We start from the raw sequence: 15775 nt of genomic DNA on the forward strand, positions 1-15775 counted from the left end.
GCTGTCTTGCGTTTCCGACTCTATCAGACCGTTTCCGGTTCCGATTTCCTCGGTGCTTTCCAGGTTTTCGCTTTCGCGTTTCCCTTTCCGGCGATTCCGACTTTATCAGAAGTTCTGAGTCGGAATTCCCGCCCCCTGCGAGGAGGCCCGGACACCAAGTTGTGTCGGGTTCCCGTTCAGGCGGAGCCGTAAACGTACTGGAGCGGAGCGCCCCGATGCAAATCGAGGTGCCCCGCTCCGGGTGTACGTGCTACGAGGTGGCTCAGACCTCGACGACGACCGGCAGGATCATCGGCCGGCGGCGGTAGGTGTCCGAGACCCACTTGCCCAGCGTGCGGCGGATGAGCTGCTGCATCTGGTGGGCTTCGACGACGCCGTCCTGGGCGGACCTCTCCAGGACCTCGACGACCTTCGGGAGGACGGCGCTGAAGGCGGAGTCCTCGATGCCCGAGCCGCGGGCCTGGATGTGCGGCCCTCCGGTGATCTTGCCCGTGCTGGTGTCCAGCACCACGAAGACCGAGATGATCCCCTCGTCACCGAGGATCTTGCGGTCCTTGAGCGTGGGCTCGCCGACATCGCCGACCGAGAGGCCGTCGACGTACACGTAACCCGCCTGGACCTTGCCGGAGATTCTGGCCTTGCCCTCGATGAGGTCGACGACCACGCCGTCCTCGGCGATCACGATCCGGTCGTGCGGGACGCCGGTGAGGGCGCCCAGCTCGGCGTTGGCGCGCAGGTGGCGCCATTCGCCGTGGACCGGCATGAGGTTGCGTGGCTTGCAGATGTTGTAGAAGTACAGGAGCTCGCCGGCCGAGGCGTGGCCGGAGACGTGCACCTTGGCGTTGCCCTTGTGGACAACGTTGGCGCCCCAGCGGGTCAGGCCGTTGATGACGCGGTAGACCGCGTTCTCGTTGCCGGGGATCAGCGACGACGCCAGGATCACGGTGTCGCCCTGGACGATCCGGATCTGGTGGTCCCTGTTGGCCATCCGCGACAGGGCCGCCATCGGCTCGCCCTGGGAGCCGGTGCAGACGAGGACGATCTCGTGTTCCGGGAGGTCGTCCAGTGTCTTGACGTCCACCACGAGGCCCGGCGGGACCTTCAGATAGCCGAGGTCGCGCGCGATGCCCATGTTGCGGACCATCGAGCGGCCGACGAAGGCGACGCGGCGGCCGTACTCGTGGGCGGCGTCGAGGATCTGCTGGATGCGGTGCACATGGCTGGCGAAGCTGGCCACGATGATGCGCTTGCTGGCACCCGCGAAGACCTGGCGCAGCACGTTCGAGATGTCGCGCTCGGGCGGGACGAAGCCCGGGACCTCGGCGTTCGTGGAGTCCGAGAGGAGGAGGTCGATGCCCTCCTCGCTCAGCCGCGCGAAGGCGTGCAGGTCCGTGAGGCGGCCGTCCAGCGGAAGCTGGTCCATCTTGAAGTCGCCGGTGTGGACGACCATGCCCGCGGGGGTGCGGATGGCGACCGCGAGGGCGTCCGGGATGGAGTGGTTGACCGCCACGAACTCGCACTCGAAGGGGCCGATGCGCTCCCGGTGGCCCTCCGCGACCTCAAGCGTGTACGGACGGATGCGGTGCTCCTGGAGCTTCGCCTCGATGAGAGCGAGGGTCAGCTTGGAGCCGATGAGCGGGATGTCCGGCTTCTCGCGGAGGAGGAAGGGGACACCGCCGATGTGGTCCTCGTGGCCGTGCGTGAGGACGATGCCCTCGATGTCGTCGAGGCGATCCCGGATCGAACTGAAGTCCGGAAGGATCAGGTCGATCCCGGGCTGCTCCTCCTCGGGGAAGAGCACGCCGCAGTCGACGATCAGAAGGCGGCCGTCGTACTCGAAGACCGTCATGTTTCGGCCGATTTCGCCGAGGCCACCGAGCGGGGTGACGCGGAGGCCCCCTTGGGGAAGCTTCGGCGGCAGACGGAGTTCCGGATGCGGATGACTCAAAAGACTCTCCTCACCACACGCGCCACGTACCTGGCAGGGCACGTGGCGCGCATGACGTTCGTGCAGTAGCAGTTGTCTGGTGGAGCAGGCGCTCGGCCTGCTTGGTCGTACGTATTCAGTTGTGAAGTCTGTGGTTAGAGCTGTACCCCGCCGGCGGCAAGATCGATCTTGAGTTGCGCGGTCTCCTCGGGCGACAGGCCGACCATGGGCAGGCGCAGCGGTCCGGCGGGCAGGCCCTGCAGGGCGAGCGCGGCCTTGCTGGTCATGACGCCCTGGGTCCGGAACATCCCGGTGAAGACGGGGAGCAGCTTCTGGTGGATCTCGGTCGCCTTCTGCACGTCGCCGCTCGTGTACGCGTCGATCATGGCCCGCAGTTCGGGCGTGACCAGGTGGCCGACCACGGAGACGAAGCCGACCGCGCCCACGGAGAGCAGCGGCAGGTTCAGCATGTCGTCGCCCGAGTACCAGGCGAGGTCGCAGCTGGCGATGGCCCAGCTGGCGCGGCCGAGGTCACCCTTGGCGTCCTTGTTGGCGACGATACGCGGGTGCTCGGCGAGGCGCACCAGGGTCTCGGTGTTGATCGGGACACCGCTGCGGCCGGGGATGTCGTAGAGCATGACCGGCAGGCCGGTGGCGTCGGCGATCGCGGTGAAGTTCTGGTAGAGGCCCTCTTGCGGGGGCTTGTTGTAGTACGGCGTCACGGTGAGCAGGCCGTGCGCGCCCGCCTTCTCGGCGTCGCGGGCCAGCTCGATGCTGTGGCGCGTGTCGTTCGTGCCGACGCCCGCGACGACGTGGGCGCGGTCGCCGACGGCCTCCAGGACGGCTCGTACGAGATCCGCTTTCTCCGCGTTGCTGGTGGTCGGGGACTCGCCCGTGGTGCCGTTGACGATCAGGCCGTCGTTGCCTGCGTCCACCAGGTGGGTGGCGAGCCGCTGCGCGCCGTCGAGATCGAGTGCGCCGTCCGCCGCGAAGGGCGTGACCATGGCAGTGAGGACCCGCCCGAAGGGGGTCTGCGGAGTGGAGGTCGGAGCCATGGGTAACACGCTACTCGCTGCTCACCGTGCGGTCTGCCCTCGGGGGAGGCGACAAGTCAGGACAAAAGTGGAACCCGGCACTGCCTGCTCGGGGGTTCAAGCAGTGCCGGGTCCGTTTGATCAGGCTAGATGAACTTCTCGAAATGCCGCAATACGGACACTTCACCTGGCCGACCCGTACAGATGTGCCCGATGGCGTGTCCGACGGGGCGATCGGGGTGCGTTACGGCGCCACGCGCCCGTTCGTGTTGAAGGCCGCGTACGTGAGGGGCATGAGCCGGGCCCACTCCGCCTCCATCTTCTCGCCGACCATCTCGATCTCCCGCTGCGGGAAGGACGGAACCCTGGCCAGCTCGTGCTGGGTGCGCAGGCCGAGGAAGTGCATCAGCGAGCGGGCGTTGCACGTCGCGTACATCGAGGAGAACAGGCCCACCGGGAGGACCGCACGGGCGACCTCGCGGGCCACACCGGCGGCGAGCATCTCCTGGTACGCCTCGTACGCCTGGCGGTAGGAGTCCTCCATGACGCGGCCCGTGAGCTCCTGCTGGGCCTCGGTGCCGTCCACGAAGACGTACTTGCCGGGGCGGCCCTCCTGGACCAGCTTGCGGGACTCCCCCGGGACGTAGAAGACCGGCTCCAGCTCCCTGTAGCGGCCCGATTCCTCGTTGTAGGACCAGCCGACGCGGTGCCGCATGAACTCGCGGAAGACGAAGATCGGGGCGCTGATGAGGAAGGTCATCGAGTTGTGCTCGAAGGGGCTGCCGTGCCGGTCCCGCATCAGGTAGTTGATCAGGCCCTTCGAGCGCTCCGGGTCCTTCTGCAGCTCGCCCAGGGACTGCTCCCCGAGGGTCGAGACGCGGGCGGCGAACAGCACGTCGGAGTCGGAAGCGGTGTGCTTGACCAGCTCGACGGTGACATCGCTGCGGAAGCTGGGCTTGAGGTCGTCGGCGGGGGTGTCGGTCACGGCGTGGAGGGTCCTTCCCAGTACTGGCTCGGGCGGCGCCCACTCTACGGCCAGGCACTGACAACGGGACGTTCGGTGCCGTGCCACGACATAGGTCGGCGAACTTCTGCGAATCCGGTGAAAGATGGCACCTTTTGGGGCACTCGTGCGTCTGTATTGATGACAATGATTCGTTCGAGTCCCCGGTGAACGAGCCCGGCGGATTCGTGTCTTCAGAGGAGAAGCGCACCCCATGTTCCGTCGGCGCGAGCCAGTACCGTTCGCCTTCATCGCCGAAGCCGACCAGTTCCGCAGCAATGTCGCTCCCCCACCACGTCAGCGCGCCTCCGCCTCGGAGCTGGTCGGCCGGTGGCTGATAGGCCTGACCGTGGTCGCGGGCCTCGCGGGCTCCCTGCTCGTCGGGCTGCCCGCCCTCTCGGCCGACGTCTCCCCCGGGAGCACGCAGCAGTCCGACGCGTCCTCGGGCCGCTGACCCTTCCCCACCCTTCCCCACGGGCCCCGTGGCCGGTCAGTACCCTCATGGACCCCCGCGGGTGGTGGGCGGAGATCGGGCTAGGTAGCCTCACCGGGCATAGTCCATGCGTGGATTGAGTGAGGATCAGTCGTGCCCCTGCCCTTTCTGACCGCCGATCGCGCTTTCGAAGAGGCCGGCGAGGATCTCGCGCTGCCGTTCGACGACCGCGACCAGTGGCGGCGTCCCTACCGGCCCGGCCCGTGGCGGGTCGGCGCGGCCGCGCTTCTGCTGCTGCTCGCCTCGTACGTGCTGTTCGCGGCGGTCATCATCTCCGTGGCCGGTAACGCGTCCGGGGGCACGGTGTGCCTGGCCCTCGCCGCGGTGGTCATCGCGGGTGCCCTGCGTCTGCTGCGGATGGGCGCGTGGGTGAGCGCCGGCGGACTGCGCCGGGTGCGTTTCCTGCACACGACCACGACACCGTGGGCGCATGTCATGGTCGTACGGACCGTGCAGCAGCCGGTGCGCTGGCTCGGGCTCCCGCGGACCGTACAGGGGCAGGCGCTCGTCCTCGTCCGTGGCGGCCACTCCGGCAACGAGACGACTCCCCTGCTGACCACGCACAACGCGGACTTCCTGGGGCGCCCCGAGGCCTTCGACCGGGCAGCGGACGGTGTCGAGGTCTGGGCGGACGAGTACCGGCAGCACGCATAGACGGTCTGACGACGAAGGGGCCGGTCCGCTGATGCGGGCCGGCCCCTTCGTCGTCACCTCGTTCAGGCCCGTACGGGCTTGCCGTCGTGGAGGGCGATCGCGTGCTGCATCGCCTTGCGGGCCCGTGGGGTGTCACGGGCGTCGTGGTAGGCGACCGCCAGCCGGAACCAGCTGCGCCAGTCGTCGGGGGCGTCCTCCGTCTCGGCCTTGCGCCGGGCGAAGACCTCGTCGGCGGAGTCGCGGTCGATACGGCCGGCCGGGGTACGCGCCAGCTCGTCGACGGGCAGCCCGCCCTCGGCGTCCAGCTCGGTGGCGAGCCGGTTGGCGCGCTGCACGAACTGGGTGTTCTTCCAGAGGAACCAGACGCCGATCACCGGCAGGATCAGGACGGCGACACCGAAAGTGACGGTGAGCAGTGTGCCGTGCTGGATGAGCATCACCCCGCGGCTGCCGACCAGGACGAAGTAGACGACCAGGACGGCGGCCGTGACGGCGTACGTGAGTTTCGCGGCCATGGCGGTTACTTCAGATCCAGGAAGTGTTCCAGGCCGAAGGTGAGGCCCGGGGTGTCCACGACACGGCGTACGCCGAGCAGGATGCCCGGCATGAAGCTGCTGTGGTGGAGGGAGTCGTGGCGGATCGTGAGGGTCTCGCCCTCGCCGCCGAGCAGTACCTCCTGGTGGGCCAGGAGGCCGCGCAGCCGGACCGAGTGCACCGGGACGCCGTCGACGTCCGCGCCGCGGGCGCCGTCCAGGCCCGTCGCCGTGGCGTCGGGCTGCGGGGCGCTGCCCGCCTTCTGCCGGGCGGCGGCGATGAGCTGGGCGGTGCGGGAGGCGGTGCCGCTGGGGGCGTCCACCTTCTTCGGGTGGTGCAGTTCGATGACCTCGACGGACTCGAAGTACGGCGCGGCCACCTCCGCGAACTTCATGGTGAGGACCGCGCCGATGGAGAAGTTCGGGGCGATGAGCACGCCCGTCCCCGGTGCGGCGGCCAGCGAGGTGGTCAGCTGTGCGAGGCGCTCGTCGGTCCAGCCCGTCGTACCGACCACGGCGTGGATGCCGTGGCGGACGCAGAAGCCGAGGTTGTCCATCACCGAGTCGGGGGTGGTGAGTTCGACGACGACCTGGGCGCCGGTGTCGGTCAGGGCCTCCAGGGAGTCCCCGCGCCCGAGGGCGGCCACCAGCTCCAGGTCCTCGGCGGCCTCGACGGCCCGGACCGCCTCTGATCCGATACGCCCCTTGGCGCCGAGGACCGCCACGCGCAGCTTGCTCATGTTCTCGATTCCTTTACGTGTGCCGCTCTACGCGACGGCGTCGTGCAGACGGGACGCCTGCTTGTCCTTCAGCGGGCCGATGACCGACAGCGAGGGCCGCTGTCCCAGGATCTCGGCGGCGACCTCCCGGACGTCGTCCGGGGTGACCGACGCGATCCGGGTCAGCATGTCGTCGACGGACATCTGCTCGCCCCAGCACAGCTCGCTCTTGCCGATACGGTTCATCAGCGCGCCCGTGTCCTCCAGGCCGAGGACCGTGGAGCCGCGGAGCTGGCCGATGGCCCGGCCGATCTCGTCGTCGGACAGGCCGTGCTCGGCGACCTGGTCGAGTTCGTCGCGGCAGATCTTCAGCACGTCGTGGACCTGGCTCGGACGGCAGCCCGCGTACACGCCGAAGAGGCCGCAGTCGGCGAAGCCCGAGGTGTACGAGTACACGCTGTACGCCAGGCCGCGCTTCTCCCGGACCTCCTGGAAGAGGCGGGAGGACATCCCGCCGCCCAGTGCGGTGTTCAGGACACCGAGCGCCCAGCGGCGCTCGTCGGTGCGGGCCAGGCCCGGCATGCCGAGGACGATGTGGGCCTGCTCGGTCTTGCGGCCGAGGAGCTCGACGCGTCCGGCGGTGCGGATGGTGCGGGAGCCGTCGCGCGGGGCGACCGGGGTGGCGGCCTGCTGCTTGAGCGCGCCCGCCTTCTCGAAGGCGGCACGGACCTGGCGTACGACCTTGTTGTGGTCGACGTTGCCGGCGGCCGCGACCACGAGGTGGGTCGGGTCGTAGTGCTTCTTGTAGAAGCGCCGGATGCGGTCCGCGGTGAGGGCGTTGACCGTGTCGACCGTGCCGAGGACCGGACGGCCGAGCGGGGTGTCGCCGAGCATGGTGTGCGCGAACAGGTCGTGCACGCAGTCGCCCGGGTCGTCCTCGGTCATCGCGATCTCTTCGAGGATCGCGCCGCGCTCGACGTTCACGTCGTCCTCGCGGATCAGCGAGCCGGTGAGCATGTCGCAGACCACGTCGATGGCGAGCGGCAGATCGGTGTCGAGCACGCGTGCGTAGTAGCACGTGTACTCCTTCGCCGTGAACGCGTTCATCTCGCCGCCGACCGCGTCGATCGCGGAGGAGATGTCGAGGGCGCTGCGCTTGTTCGTGCCCTTGAAGAGGAGGTGTTCGAGATAGTGCGTGGCGCCGTTCAGAGCCGGCGTCTCGTCGCGCGAGCCGACGTGCGCCCAGATGCCGAAGGTGGCGGAGCGCACGGAGGGCAGGGTCTCGGTGACGACGCGCAGGCCCCCGGGAAGGGTGGTCTTGCGGACCGTACCGATGCCGTTCTCGCCCTTGATCAGGGTTTGGGTACGGGCAACGGCCCGCGCCTCCGAGGAGGTGCGGGCCGTCGCCGTAGAGCTACTCGACGTCACTTGTCGGTGTCGTCCTTCTTCTCATCGTCGTCGCCTTCGCCCTCGATCACGGGGATGAGGGAGAGCTTGCCGCGGGAGTCGATCTCGGCGATCTCGACCTGGACCTTGGAGCCCACGCCGACGACGTCCTCGACGTTCTCCACGCGCTTGCCACCGGCGAGCTTGCGGATCTGCGAGATGTGCAGCAGTCCGTCCTTGCCCGGGAGCAGGGACACGAACGCACCGAAGGTCGTCGTCTTCACGACGGTGCCCAGGTAACGCTCGCCGACCTCCGGCATGGTCGGGTTGGCGATCGAGTTGATCGTGGCGCGCGCGGCCTCGGCCTGCGAGCCCTGCTGGGCACCGATGTAGATGGTGCCGTCGTCCTCGATCGTGATGTCGGCGCCGGTGTCCTCCTGGATCTGGTTGATCATCTTGCCCTTCGGGCCGATGACCTCACCGATCTTGTCCACGGGGATCTTGACCGTGATGATTCGCGGGGCGTTCGGGGACATCTCGTCCGGCGTGTCGATCGCTTCCATCATCACGTCGAGGATGTGGAGGCGGGCGTCACGGGCCTGCTTGAGGGCCGCGGCCAGGACGGAGGCCGGGATGCCGTCCAGCTTGGTGTCCAGCTGGAGGGCGGTCACGAACTCCTTGGTGCCGGCGACCTTGAAGTCCATGTCGCCGAAGGCGTCCTCCGCACCGAGGATGTCGGTGAGGGCGACGTAGTGCGTCTCGCCGTTGATCTCCTGGGAGATCAGACCCATGGCGATACCGGCGACGGGGGCCTTGAGGGGCACACCGGCGTTCAGCAGGGACATGGTGGAGGCGCAGACCGATCCCATGGACGTCGAGCCGTTGGAGCCGAGGGCCTCGGACACCTGACGGATCGCGTAGGGGAACTCCTCGCGCGTCGGCAGGACCGGCACGATGGCGCGCTCGGCGAGCGCTCCGTGGCCGATCTCGCGGCGCTTCGGGGAGCCGACGCGGCCGGTCTCGCCGACCGAGTACGGCGGGAAGTTGTAGTTGTGCATGTACCGCTTGCGGGTCACCGGGGAAAGGGTGTCCAGCTGCTGCTCCATCCGGAGCATGTTCAGGGTGGTGACGCCCAGGATCTGGGTCTCGCCACGCTCGAACAGGGCGGAACCGTGCACGCGCGGGATGGCCTCGACCTCGGCGGCGAGCGTACGGATGTCCGTGACGCCGCGGCCGTCGATGCGGACCTTGTCCTTGATGACGCGCTCACGCATCAGGGACTTGGTCAGCGAGCGGTACGCGCCGGAGATCTCCTTCTCGCGACCCTCGAACTGCGGGAGCAGCTTCTCGGCGGCGATCTCCTTGACGCGGTCCAGCTCGGCCTCGCGCTCCTGCTTGCCCGCGATGGTGAGCGCCTGGGACAGCTCGCTCTTGACCGCGGAGGTCAGGGCCTCCAGGACGTCGTCCTGGTAGTCCAGGAAGACCGGGAACTCGCCGGTCGGCTTGGCGGCCTTCGCGGCGAGGTCGGCCTGGGCCTTGCAGAGCACCTTGATGAAGGGCTTCGCGGCGTCCAGACCGGCGGCGACGACCTCCTCGGTGGGCGCCTCGGCGCCGCCCGCGACGAGCGTGATCGTCTTCTCGGTGGCCTCGGCCTCGACCATCATGATCGCGACGTCGCCGTCCTCCAGGACGCGACCGGCGACGACCATGTCGAAGACAGCGTCCTCGAGCTCGGTGTGCGTCGGGAACGCGACCCACTGGCCGTTGATCAGCGCGACGCGGACGCCGCCGATCGGGCCGGAGAAGGGCAGACCGGCCAGCTGCGTGGACGCGGAGGCGGCGTTGATCGCCACGACGTCGTACAGGTGGTCGGGGTTGAGCGCCATGATCGTGGCGACGACCTGGATCTCGTTGCGCAGGCCCTTCTTGAAGGACGGGCGCAGCGGGCGGTCGATGAGGCGGCAGGTGAGGATCGCGTCCTCGGAGGGCCGGCCCTCGCGGCGGAAGAAGCTGCCGGGGATCTTGCCGGCCGCGTACATCCGCTCCTCGACGTCCACCGTGAGGGGGAAGAAGTCGAGGTTGTCCTTGGGCTTCTTGGAAGCGGTGGTGGCCGACAGCACCATGGTGTCGTCGTCCAGGTACGCCACGGCGGAGCCGGCGGCCTGCTTGGCCAGGCGGCCCGTCTCGAAGCGGATGGTGCGGGTGCCGAAGGTTCCGTTGTCGATAACGGCCTCGGCGTAGTGGGTCTCGTTCTCCACTAGCGTTTTCTCCGATACTTTTCGTCTTTCGTCCCGGCCTGCCCGTGTGGCAGGGGGACGCTTCTGCGGAGAAGCGCGCCTTCTTGTGCGGGCCGGTCTTCGATCGAAGCTCCCGGGGTCGCATTCTCCCGGGGGCCACTACCGAGGACCGGCGGCGGCGAGGTGCGCTTTTCCTCGTGTCCTACGTGTGGTGCCTGTCGTACGTCCGGTGAGTCCCGTACGTGTCGTGCGGCGCGGCGGCCGTCCATCGCTGTGCGCTGTGACGGTGCCACGCTGTGTCCCGCGTATTGCGTTGTGCTACCACACTACAAAGGTGTGGTGACACTCCGCACGTACAGCAAAGGGAGCGGCCCCCTTCTTGCGTGGGAACCGCTCCCTTCACGATGTCTTACTTGGCGCCGCCGGCCGCACCGCGGCGGATGCCCAGGCGGTCGACCAGCGCACGGAAGCGCTGGATGTCCTTCTTCGCCAGGTACTGCAGCAGGCGACGGCGCTGACCGACGAGGATCAGCAGACCACGACGGGAGTGGTGGTCGTGCTTGTGGGTCTTGAGGTGCTCGGTCAGGTCCGAGATACGGCGCGAGAGCATCGCGACCTGGACCTCGGGAGAGCCGGTGTCGCCCTCCTTCTGACCGAACTCCGTGATGAGCTGCTTCTTCGTAGCGGCGTCGAGCGGCACGCGTACTCCTCGTAGTCTGTGTCGATGCCCACCGAGTGCCCCTGGTCCACTTCTCAGGGGAGCTTCCGTAACTCGGGAGGCGGGATCCGTTGAGCGCGTCCTCCGGAGCCCTGAAAAGGGCTGTCCGGGGGTGCGTACACATACGGCCGTAACACAGCGTACCAGGGGGTGGGAGCCGCTCCGACCGGGGTTCCCGGAGTCCGGGGAGGCCAGGGCGGGTCCCAGTAGGGTGACGCGACAGGTCGGGTTCGTTCGTCTGGAAGGGGTCGCTTCGCCATGGCCGAGGCAGAGGACAAGGACGTCAAGGCGCGCAAGGAGCGGGAGAAGGACGAGCTCTACGCCCTCGACATCTCGGGGGTCGAATGGCAGAGCGCACCCGGTACCGAGGAGCACGAGGAGCGGGTCGAGATCGCGTATCTCCCCGAGGGCGCGGTGGCCATGCGGTCGTCACTCGACCCGGACACGGTCCTGCGGTACACGGAGGCCGAGTGGCGGGCCTTCGTGCTCGGCGCCCGTGACGGTGAGTTCGACCTGGAGCCGGCGCCGCAGGACGGCTCGGCCGCGGCCGAGTAGTACGGCGGCCGGACCACGCGGTGGCGAACCGCACAGCGGCGGAGGCACGCATCGGCGGGGGCGCACAGCAGCGGAGAAGAAGGACCGGTGGCACGGATGCCGCCGGTCCTTCTCGCTTTAACGCTCTTTGTCCACTTTGCCTTCCGTGCAAGGCCGTTCGTACGCCACTTCTGGGCGGGCTGTGACGTAGTGGGCGGCACCGGAGGGGTGGACGGGCCTGCCGTGGGGGTGGTTGTGGTGATTACCCTGGGGTGGGCGCGGCAGTAGTACCCGAGGACGGGACCGCCGCTCCACAGGGGGATCCGGGGCGCGTCGAAAGGCCCCGGACGACGAGAACGGTCGCCGCAGCTCGGCATGAGGGTGCTCGACCACACCAGGAGGAATTGTGAACAGCGATCGGGACGGGATCCGCGGGGGCTGGGCCACACCCGGCGATGACCAGTCCGACGCGGAGTCCGCCGTCGAGACGACGGGCGAGTTCACCATCGACTACGCCCCTCCTGCCTGGTACACGCAGAACGCGTCAGGCAGTTCCGACGGAGCTTCTCCGGCCTCGCCGGAGGCGGACACGACGGACGAGCCGGACGCATCGGACGCCACGGATGCCGCGGATGCGTCGACCGAGCCGAGCGAGCCGGACCGGGCCGACGAGGAGCGGACGGCCGCGAAGGCGGAGTGGGACGCGGGCGGCCCGATCGACACGGCGCCGGCGGCCAGGCAGGCTCCGGTCGCGCCGTCGTTCGGTCCTCGGCTTCCGGGCGTGCCCGCGTTCGCCTCCGGGACTCCCTACAACAAGCCGGTCGCACCTCCCGTTGCTCCTGTCGCTCCGGCCCGGGGGCCCTCCGGCGTCCCGAACCTGCCGAACTTCCAGGCACCGGGACAAGGGACAGCGCAGGGGCAGGGGACAGCGCAGGGACAGGGCCAGGGGCAAAGTCAGGGGCAAGGTCAGGGCCAGGGCCGGCAGTCGTGGTCTCCGCCGACTGCGGCGGTTCCTCCGGTTGCCGCGGTTCCTCCGGTTGCCGCTCCTCAGGCCGCGCCGGCTCCCGGCAAGGCCCATGGCGACAACGCCGGCAGCGGTGACAGGGGCGACATCGAGAGCGGCGCCACGCTGCGGATCTCCCCCGGCGCCGTGAAGCGGGAGGCCGCGGAGCGGGCCGCGGCCGGTTCCCCGGCCGAGGGCGGGCGCGCACCCGACGTCGAGGCGACTCCCGCGCCCAAGGCCGAGGCCGAGCCCAAGGCCGCCGGTCCGGACGAGGTGGCCGACGTCCCGAAGAGCACCGACGGGGAGGTCGTCCAGGTCGCGTTCGGGAATGGGGCCGAGGACGACGACCAGGTGGACGACGGGGCCGAGGAGCCGCCTTCGGCGGACAAGGAGAGGGACGGGAACAGGGACGGGAACGAGGACGGCGGCAAGGATGAGGTGCGGGACGACGAGCCCTCAGCTCCGGCCCCGACTCCGGCCCCTGTCTCGGCTCCGGCTCCAGTCTCAGCCCCGGCCCCGGCCCCAACTCCGGCCGCACAGACGTCCACGGATGACGACGAGCCGCGACCGGTTGACGCCCTCGCACAGAACTCCGGCCCCGTCGATGACTCCGCGCCCGTGACGGGTGAGGCCGAGCGCCCTGGTGCCGAGCCCCAGGACGCCGTCGCGGAGCCGGCCCCGAACGCGGCCGACGTCGTGAGGGACGTGCCTCCCGCGTGGACCCCGCCGCCGCTGCCGCAGGGCGGACTGCCGCCGCTGCCGCCGTCGTACCAGCCGGCCGCGCCCGCCACCGCCGGGCAGTGGCCCATGGCGACGGAGGGTGAGGACGGGCAGCCGCAGGCGAGTGCTCCGGCTCAGCCGTCCGCGCCGCCGCAGGGACAGCCGTTCCAGCCGCAGGCGCCGCAGCCCTCCCCGCCGGCCTGGCCTGTCACACCCGCTGCGCCCGCCGCCCCTGGTGCGCCCGCTGCCGCCGGTACGCCTGCCCCCGGTGGTCCGGCGTCGCCGGATCAGCCCGGTGGCTACGGATTCCCGCAGTTCAGCGCTCCGGGTACGACTCCGGGGGCGCAGGACAGCGCTCCCGGTACGCCCCCGGCGGCCCAGGCACCCCCTGGCTTCCCGCAGCCGCAGCAGCAGCAGCAACAACCTCAGCAGCCCCAGCCCGGGGCCTCGACCGCGCCTCCGGTCCAGGCTCCTGTGCCGGGTTCCGCGCCGGTCGCGGGTCCGGGACCGCAGGGCGGTTACGGCTTCCCGCAGCCCGGACCCGTCGCCGCGCAGCCCCCCGTCGCCCCTGCCGCCCCCGCACCTCAGGACGGTTACGGTCTCCAGCAGCCGGCGCCGCCCGTGCCGCCCGCGGAGGACCTGCGCGGCGCTCTGGAGGAGGCTCGGCGTGCGCGCCGGGCGGCCGCTCAGGCCCAGCCGCCCGTCCAGCAGGGCCAGCCCGACCCGGCTGCCGCGAACCCGCCCGCGCAGGCCCCCGCGTACGGGTTCCCGCAGCCGGGCGCTCCGGTACAGCCCGGCGCTCCGGTACAGCCGGGCGCCCCCGCGGCGAACACGCCCAACACCCCCGGCCCCCAGCCCGGTTACGGCTTCCCGCAGCCGGGCGTCTCCGACTCGCCCGCCCAGCAAGGGGGTTACGGGTTCCCGCAGCCGCAGGCTCCGCAGGTCCCGCAGGCCCCGGCCCCCCAGCAGCCCGCCGCGCAGCCGTTCCCCCAGCAAGGCCAGCCCTATCAGCAGCCGCAGCCCCAGGCGCAGCAGCAGCCGCAGGCACAACCGCCCCAGGCCCAGGCCCAGCCGGAACAGCAGGCCCCCGTCGATCCCCGTACCGGGACCGCCTGGCCGCAGCCCGTGCAGCACGATCAGCGGGAGCGCACCAACCCGGGGGCGCCGCTCGGCTACACGGCGGCCGTGGAGCTGTCGTCCGACCGGCTGCTCAACAACAAGAAGCAGAAGGCGAAGAGCGGGCGGCCCACCGCCGGGTCCTCCCGGTTCAAGCTCGGCGGGAAGAAGGAGGAGGTCGAGCGGCAGCGCAAGCTCGACCTGATCCGGACGCCGGTGCTGTCGTGCTACCGCATCGCCGTCATCAGCCTCAAGGGCGGCGTGGGCAAGACGACCACGACCACCGCCCTCGGCGCCACGCTCGCCACCGAGCGGCAGGACAAGATCCTCGCGATCGACGCCAACCCGGACGCCGGTACGCTCGGCCGCCGGGTGCGCCGGGAGACCGGGGCCACCATCCGCGACCTCGTCCAGGCGATCCCGTACCTCAACTCGTACATGGACATCAGGCGGTTCACCTCGCAGGCCCCCTCGGGGCTGGAGATCATCGCCAACGACGTCGACCCGGCGGTGTCGACGACGTTCAACGACGAGGACTACCGGCGCGCGATCGACGTGCTCGGCAGGCAGTACCCGATCATCCTCACGGACTCCGGTACGGGTCTGCTGTACAGCGCGATGCGTGGCGTGCTCGACCTCGCCGACCAGCTCATCATCATCTCGACGCCGTCCGTGGACGGTGCCAGCAGCGCCAGTACGACACTGGACTGGCTCTCGGCGCACGGGTACGCGGATCTGGTGTCGCGGTCCCTCACCGTCATCTCCGGGGTGCGCGAGACCGGCAAGATGATCAAGGTGGACGACATCGTCAGCCACTTCGAGACGCGCTGCCGCGGCGTGATCGTCGTGCCGTTCGACGAGCATCTGGCGGCGGGCGCCGAGGTCAATCTCGACATGATGCGGCCGAAGGTGCGCGAGGCGTACTTCAACCTCTCGGCGCTGGTCGCGGAGGACATCGCGCGCCACCAGCAGTCGCAGGGCCTGTGGACGTCGGACGGGAACCCGCCGCCGGTCGCGGCCCCGCCGATGCCCGGCCAGCCCATGCCCGGCCAGCCCCTTCCTGGGCAACCTGTACCCGGTCAGCCCGTACCCGGTCAGCAGTATCCGGGCCGGCCTGCGCCGGGCCAGCATCCCGGGCCGTACCCGCAGCAGGGCCCGCCCGCGCAACCGGCTCAGCCGTACCAGCAGCCGCAGCCCCAGCCCGGGCAGCAGCAGCCGCACCCCGGCCAGCCCTATCCGCCGCACGGGGCCGCGCTTCCGCAGGCAGCCCCTCCGCAGCAGCCCGGCCCTGCGGGATATCCCGCTCCCCAGAGCTGGCAGCCCCAGCCCGGGCCGCAGCCGGGCCAGCCGGGCGCGCCCTTCCAGCAGCCTCCGGCCGCGCCGGCACCCGGCCAGCCCTTCAACCCGAACGCGCCCGCGCCCGCTCCGGGACAGCCGTTCCAGCCGGGTGCGCCCTACCAGCCGCAGTCGCAGCCCCAGCCCTCGCAGGCTGAGCACGGCGGTCAGGACCCCCAGGGCCAGGGCCAGGGTCAGGGCCAACCCCAGACCCCTCCGCCCTCGCCGCCCCAGCAGTAACCGCTCGCACGGCTCACCCGTACGGTCTAATCCTCCGCCGTCGATGCAGCCTCAGGGCCCGCTCCGTACACCTACGGCGCGGGCCCTTCGCGTACCCCGGGACGCTCTTCGCGCGGCCGGTGC

The 15775-nt window shown here is 70.2% G+C and carries 12 protein-coding genes; 4 read left to right on the plus strand and 8 right to left on the minus strand.

Features of this window, described 5'->3' with window-relative positions:
- Positions 1 to 262: 262 nt before the first annotated feature.
- The 3 genes from ACZ60E_RS27580 to thyX all read right to left on the minus strand — a co-directional run bounded on the left by ACZ60E_RS27580 (position 263) and on the right by thyX (position 3946).
- Positions 263 to 1948: a ribonuclease J gene (locus ACZ60E_RS27580; RefSeq protein ID WP_210889328.1), complete on the minus strand. Its 1686-nt coding sequence runs from the start codon at positions 1946 to 1948 to the stop codon at positions 263 to 265.
- A 134-nt stretch (positions 1949 to 2082) separates the two neighbouring features.
- Entirely contained in the window at positions 2083 to 2982 is a 900-nt protein-coding gene (gene dapA, locus ACZ60E_RS27585; RefSeq protein ID WP_384814887.1) for a 4-hydroxy-tetrahydrodipicolinate synthase, read from the minus strand.
- 223 nt (positions 2983 to 3205) lie between these two features.
- On the minus strand, positions 3206 to 3946 hold the full coding sequence (gene thyX, locus ACZ60E_RS27590; protein WP_384814890.1) for an FAD-dependent thymidylate synthase: 741 nt from the start codon (positions 3944 to 3946) through the stop codon (positions 3206 to 3208).
- A 232-nt stretch (positions 3947 to 4178) separates the two neighbouring features.
- On the opposite strand from thyX, the gene ACZ60E_RS27595 reads away from it, so the two are divergent.
- Both ACZ60E_RS27595 and ACZ60E_RS27600 read left to right on the plus strand, forming a co-directional pair.
- On the plus strand, positions 4179 to 4418 hold the full coding sequence (locus ACZ60E_RS27595; protein ID WP_469443939.1) for a hypothetical protein: 240 nt from the start codon (positions 4179 to 4181) through the stop codon (positions 4416 to 4418).
- Positions 4419 to 4550: 132 nt separating this feature from the next.
- Positions 4551 to 5111, plus strand: a complete 561-nt coding sequence (locus ACZ60E_RS27600) for a hypothetical protein (protein WP_384814895.1) — start codon at positions 4551 to 4553, stop codon at positions 5109 to 5111.
- Between the two features lie 62 nt (positions 5112 to 5173).
- Here the strand turns inward: ACZ60E_RS27600 and ACZ60E_RS27605 are convergent, their stop codons facing one another.
- The 5 genes from ACZ60E_RS27605 to rpsO all read right to left on the minus strand — a co-directional run bounded on the left by ACZ60E_RS27605 (position 5174) and on the right by rpsO (position 10686).
- Complete coding sequence (locus ACZ60E_RS27605; RefSeq protein WP_469443940.1) at positions 5174 to 5626, minus strand: hypothetical protein; 453 nt, start codon at positions 5624 to 5626, stop codon at positions 5174 to 5176.
- Between the two features lie 5 nt (positions 5627 to 5631).
- Positions 5632 to 6384 (minus strand): 4-hydroxy-tetrahydrodipicolinate reductase, encoded by a 753-nt coding sequence (gene dapB, locus ACZ60E_RS27610; protein ID WP_469443942.1) that lies wholly within the window; start codon positions 6382 to 6384, stop codon positions 5632 to 5634.
- Positions 6385 to 6411: 27 nt separating this feature from the next.
- Positions 6412 to 7791, minus strand: coding sequence for a M16 family metallopeptidase (locus ACZ60E_RS27615; protein WP_469443945.1), 1380 nt, complete (start codon positions 7789 to 7791; stop codon positions 6412 to 6414).
- The gene (locus ACZ60E_RS27620) at positions 7788 to 10007 is read right to left on the minus strand and encodes a polyribonucleotide nucleotidyltransferase (RefSeq protein ID WP_384814902.1); all 2220 of its coding nucleotides are present in this window, start codon (positions 10005 to 10007) and stop codon (positions 7788 to 7790) included. The genes ACZ60E_RS27615 and ACZ60E_RS27620 overlap by 4 nt, the downstream gene beginning before the upstream one ends.
- A gap of 388 nt (positions 10008 to 10395) precedes the next feature.
- Complete coding sequence (gene rpsO, locus ACZ60E_RS27625) at positions 10396 to 10686, minus strand: 30S ribosomal protein S15 (RefSeq protein ID WP_107021727.1); 291 nt, start codon at positions 10684 to 10686, stop codon at positions 10396 to 10398.
- A gap of 276 nt (positions 10687 to 10962) precedes the next feature.
- On the opposite strand from rpsO, the gene ACZ60E_RS27630 reads away from it, so the two are divergent.
- Both ACZ60E_RS27630 and ACZ60E_RS27635 read left to right on the plus strand, forming a co-directional pair.
- Positions 10963 to 11259 (plus strand): DUF397 domain-containing protein, encoded by a 297-nt coding sequence (locus tag ACZ60E_RS27630; RefSeq protein ID WP_384814904.1) that lies wholly within the window; start codon positions 10963 to 10965, stop codon positions 11257 to 11259.
- Positions 11260 to 11644: 385 nt separating this feature from the next.
- Positions 11645 to 15652, plus strand: coding sequence for an SCO5717 family growth-regulating ATPase (locus ACZ60E_RS27635; RefSeq protein ID WP_469443948.1), 4008 nt, complete (start codon positions 11645 to 11647; stop codon positions 15650 to 15652).
- The last annotated feature ends 123 nt before the right edge of the window (positions 15653 to 15775 follow it).

The organism is Streptomyces sp. NPDC102514, assembly GCF_055584525.1.

What these genes read in the sequence shown, in the direction of transcription:
- dapA (WP_384814887.1), bottom strand. Translation starts at nt 2,982, where the DNA reads ATGGCTCCGACCTCCACTCCGCAGACCCCCTTCGGGCGGGTCCTCACT.
- ACZ60E_RS27595 (WP_469443939.1), top strand. Translation starts at nt 4,179, where the DNA reads ATGTTCCGTCGGCGCGAGCCAGTACCGTTCGCCTTCATCGCCGAAGCC.
- ACZ60E_RS27605 (WP_469443940.1), bottom strand. Translation starts at nt 5,626, where the DNA reads ATGGCCGCGAAACTCACGTACGCCGTCACGGCCGCCGTCCTGGTCGTC.
- dapB (WP_469443942.1), bottom strand. Translation starts at nt 6,384, where the DNA reads ATGAGCAAGCTGCGCGTGGCGGTCCTCGGCGCCAAGGGGCGTATCGGA.
- ACZ60E_RS27630 (WP_384814904.1), top strand. Translation starts at nt 10,963, where the DNA reads ATGGCCGAGGCAGAGGACAAGGACGTCAAGGCGCGCAAGGAGCGGGAG.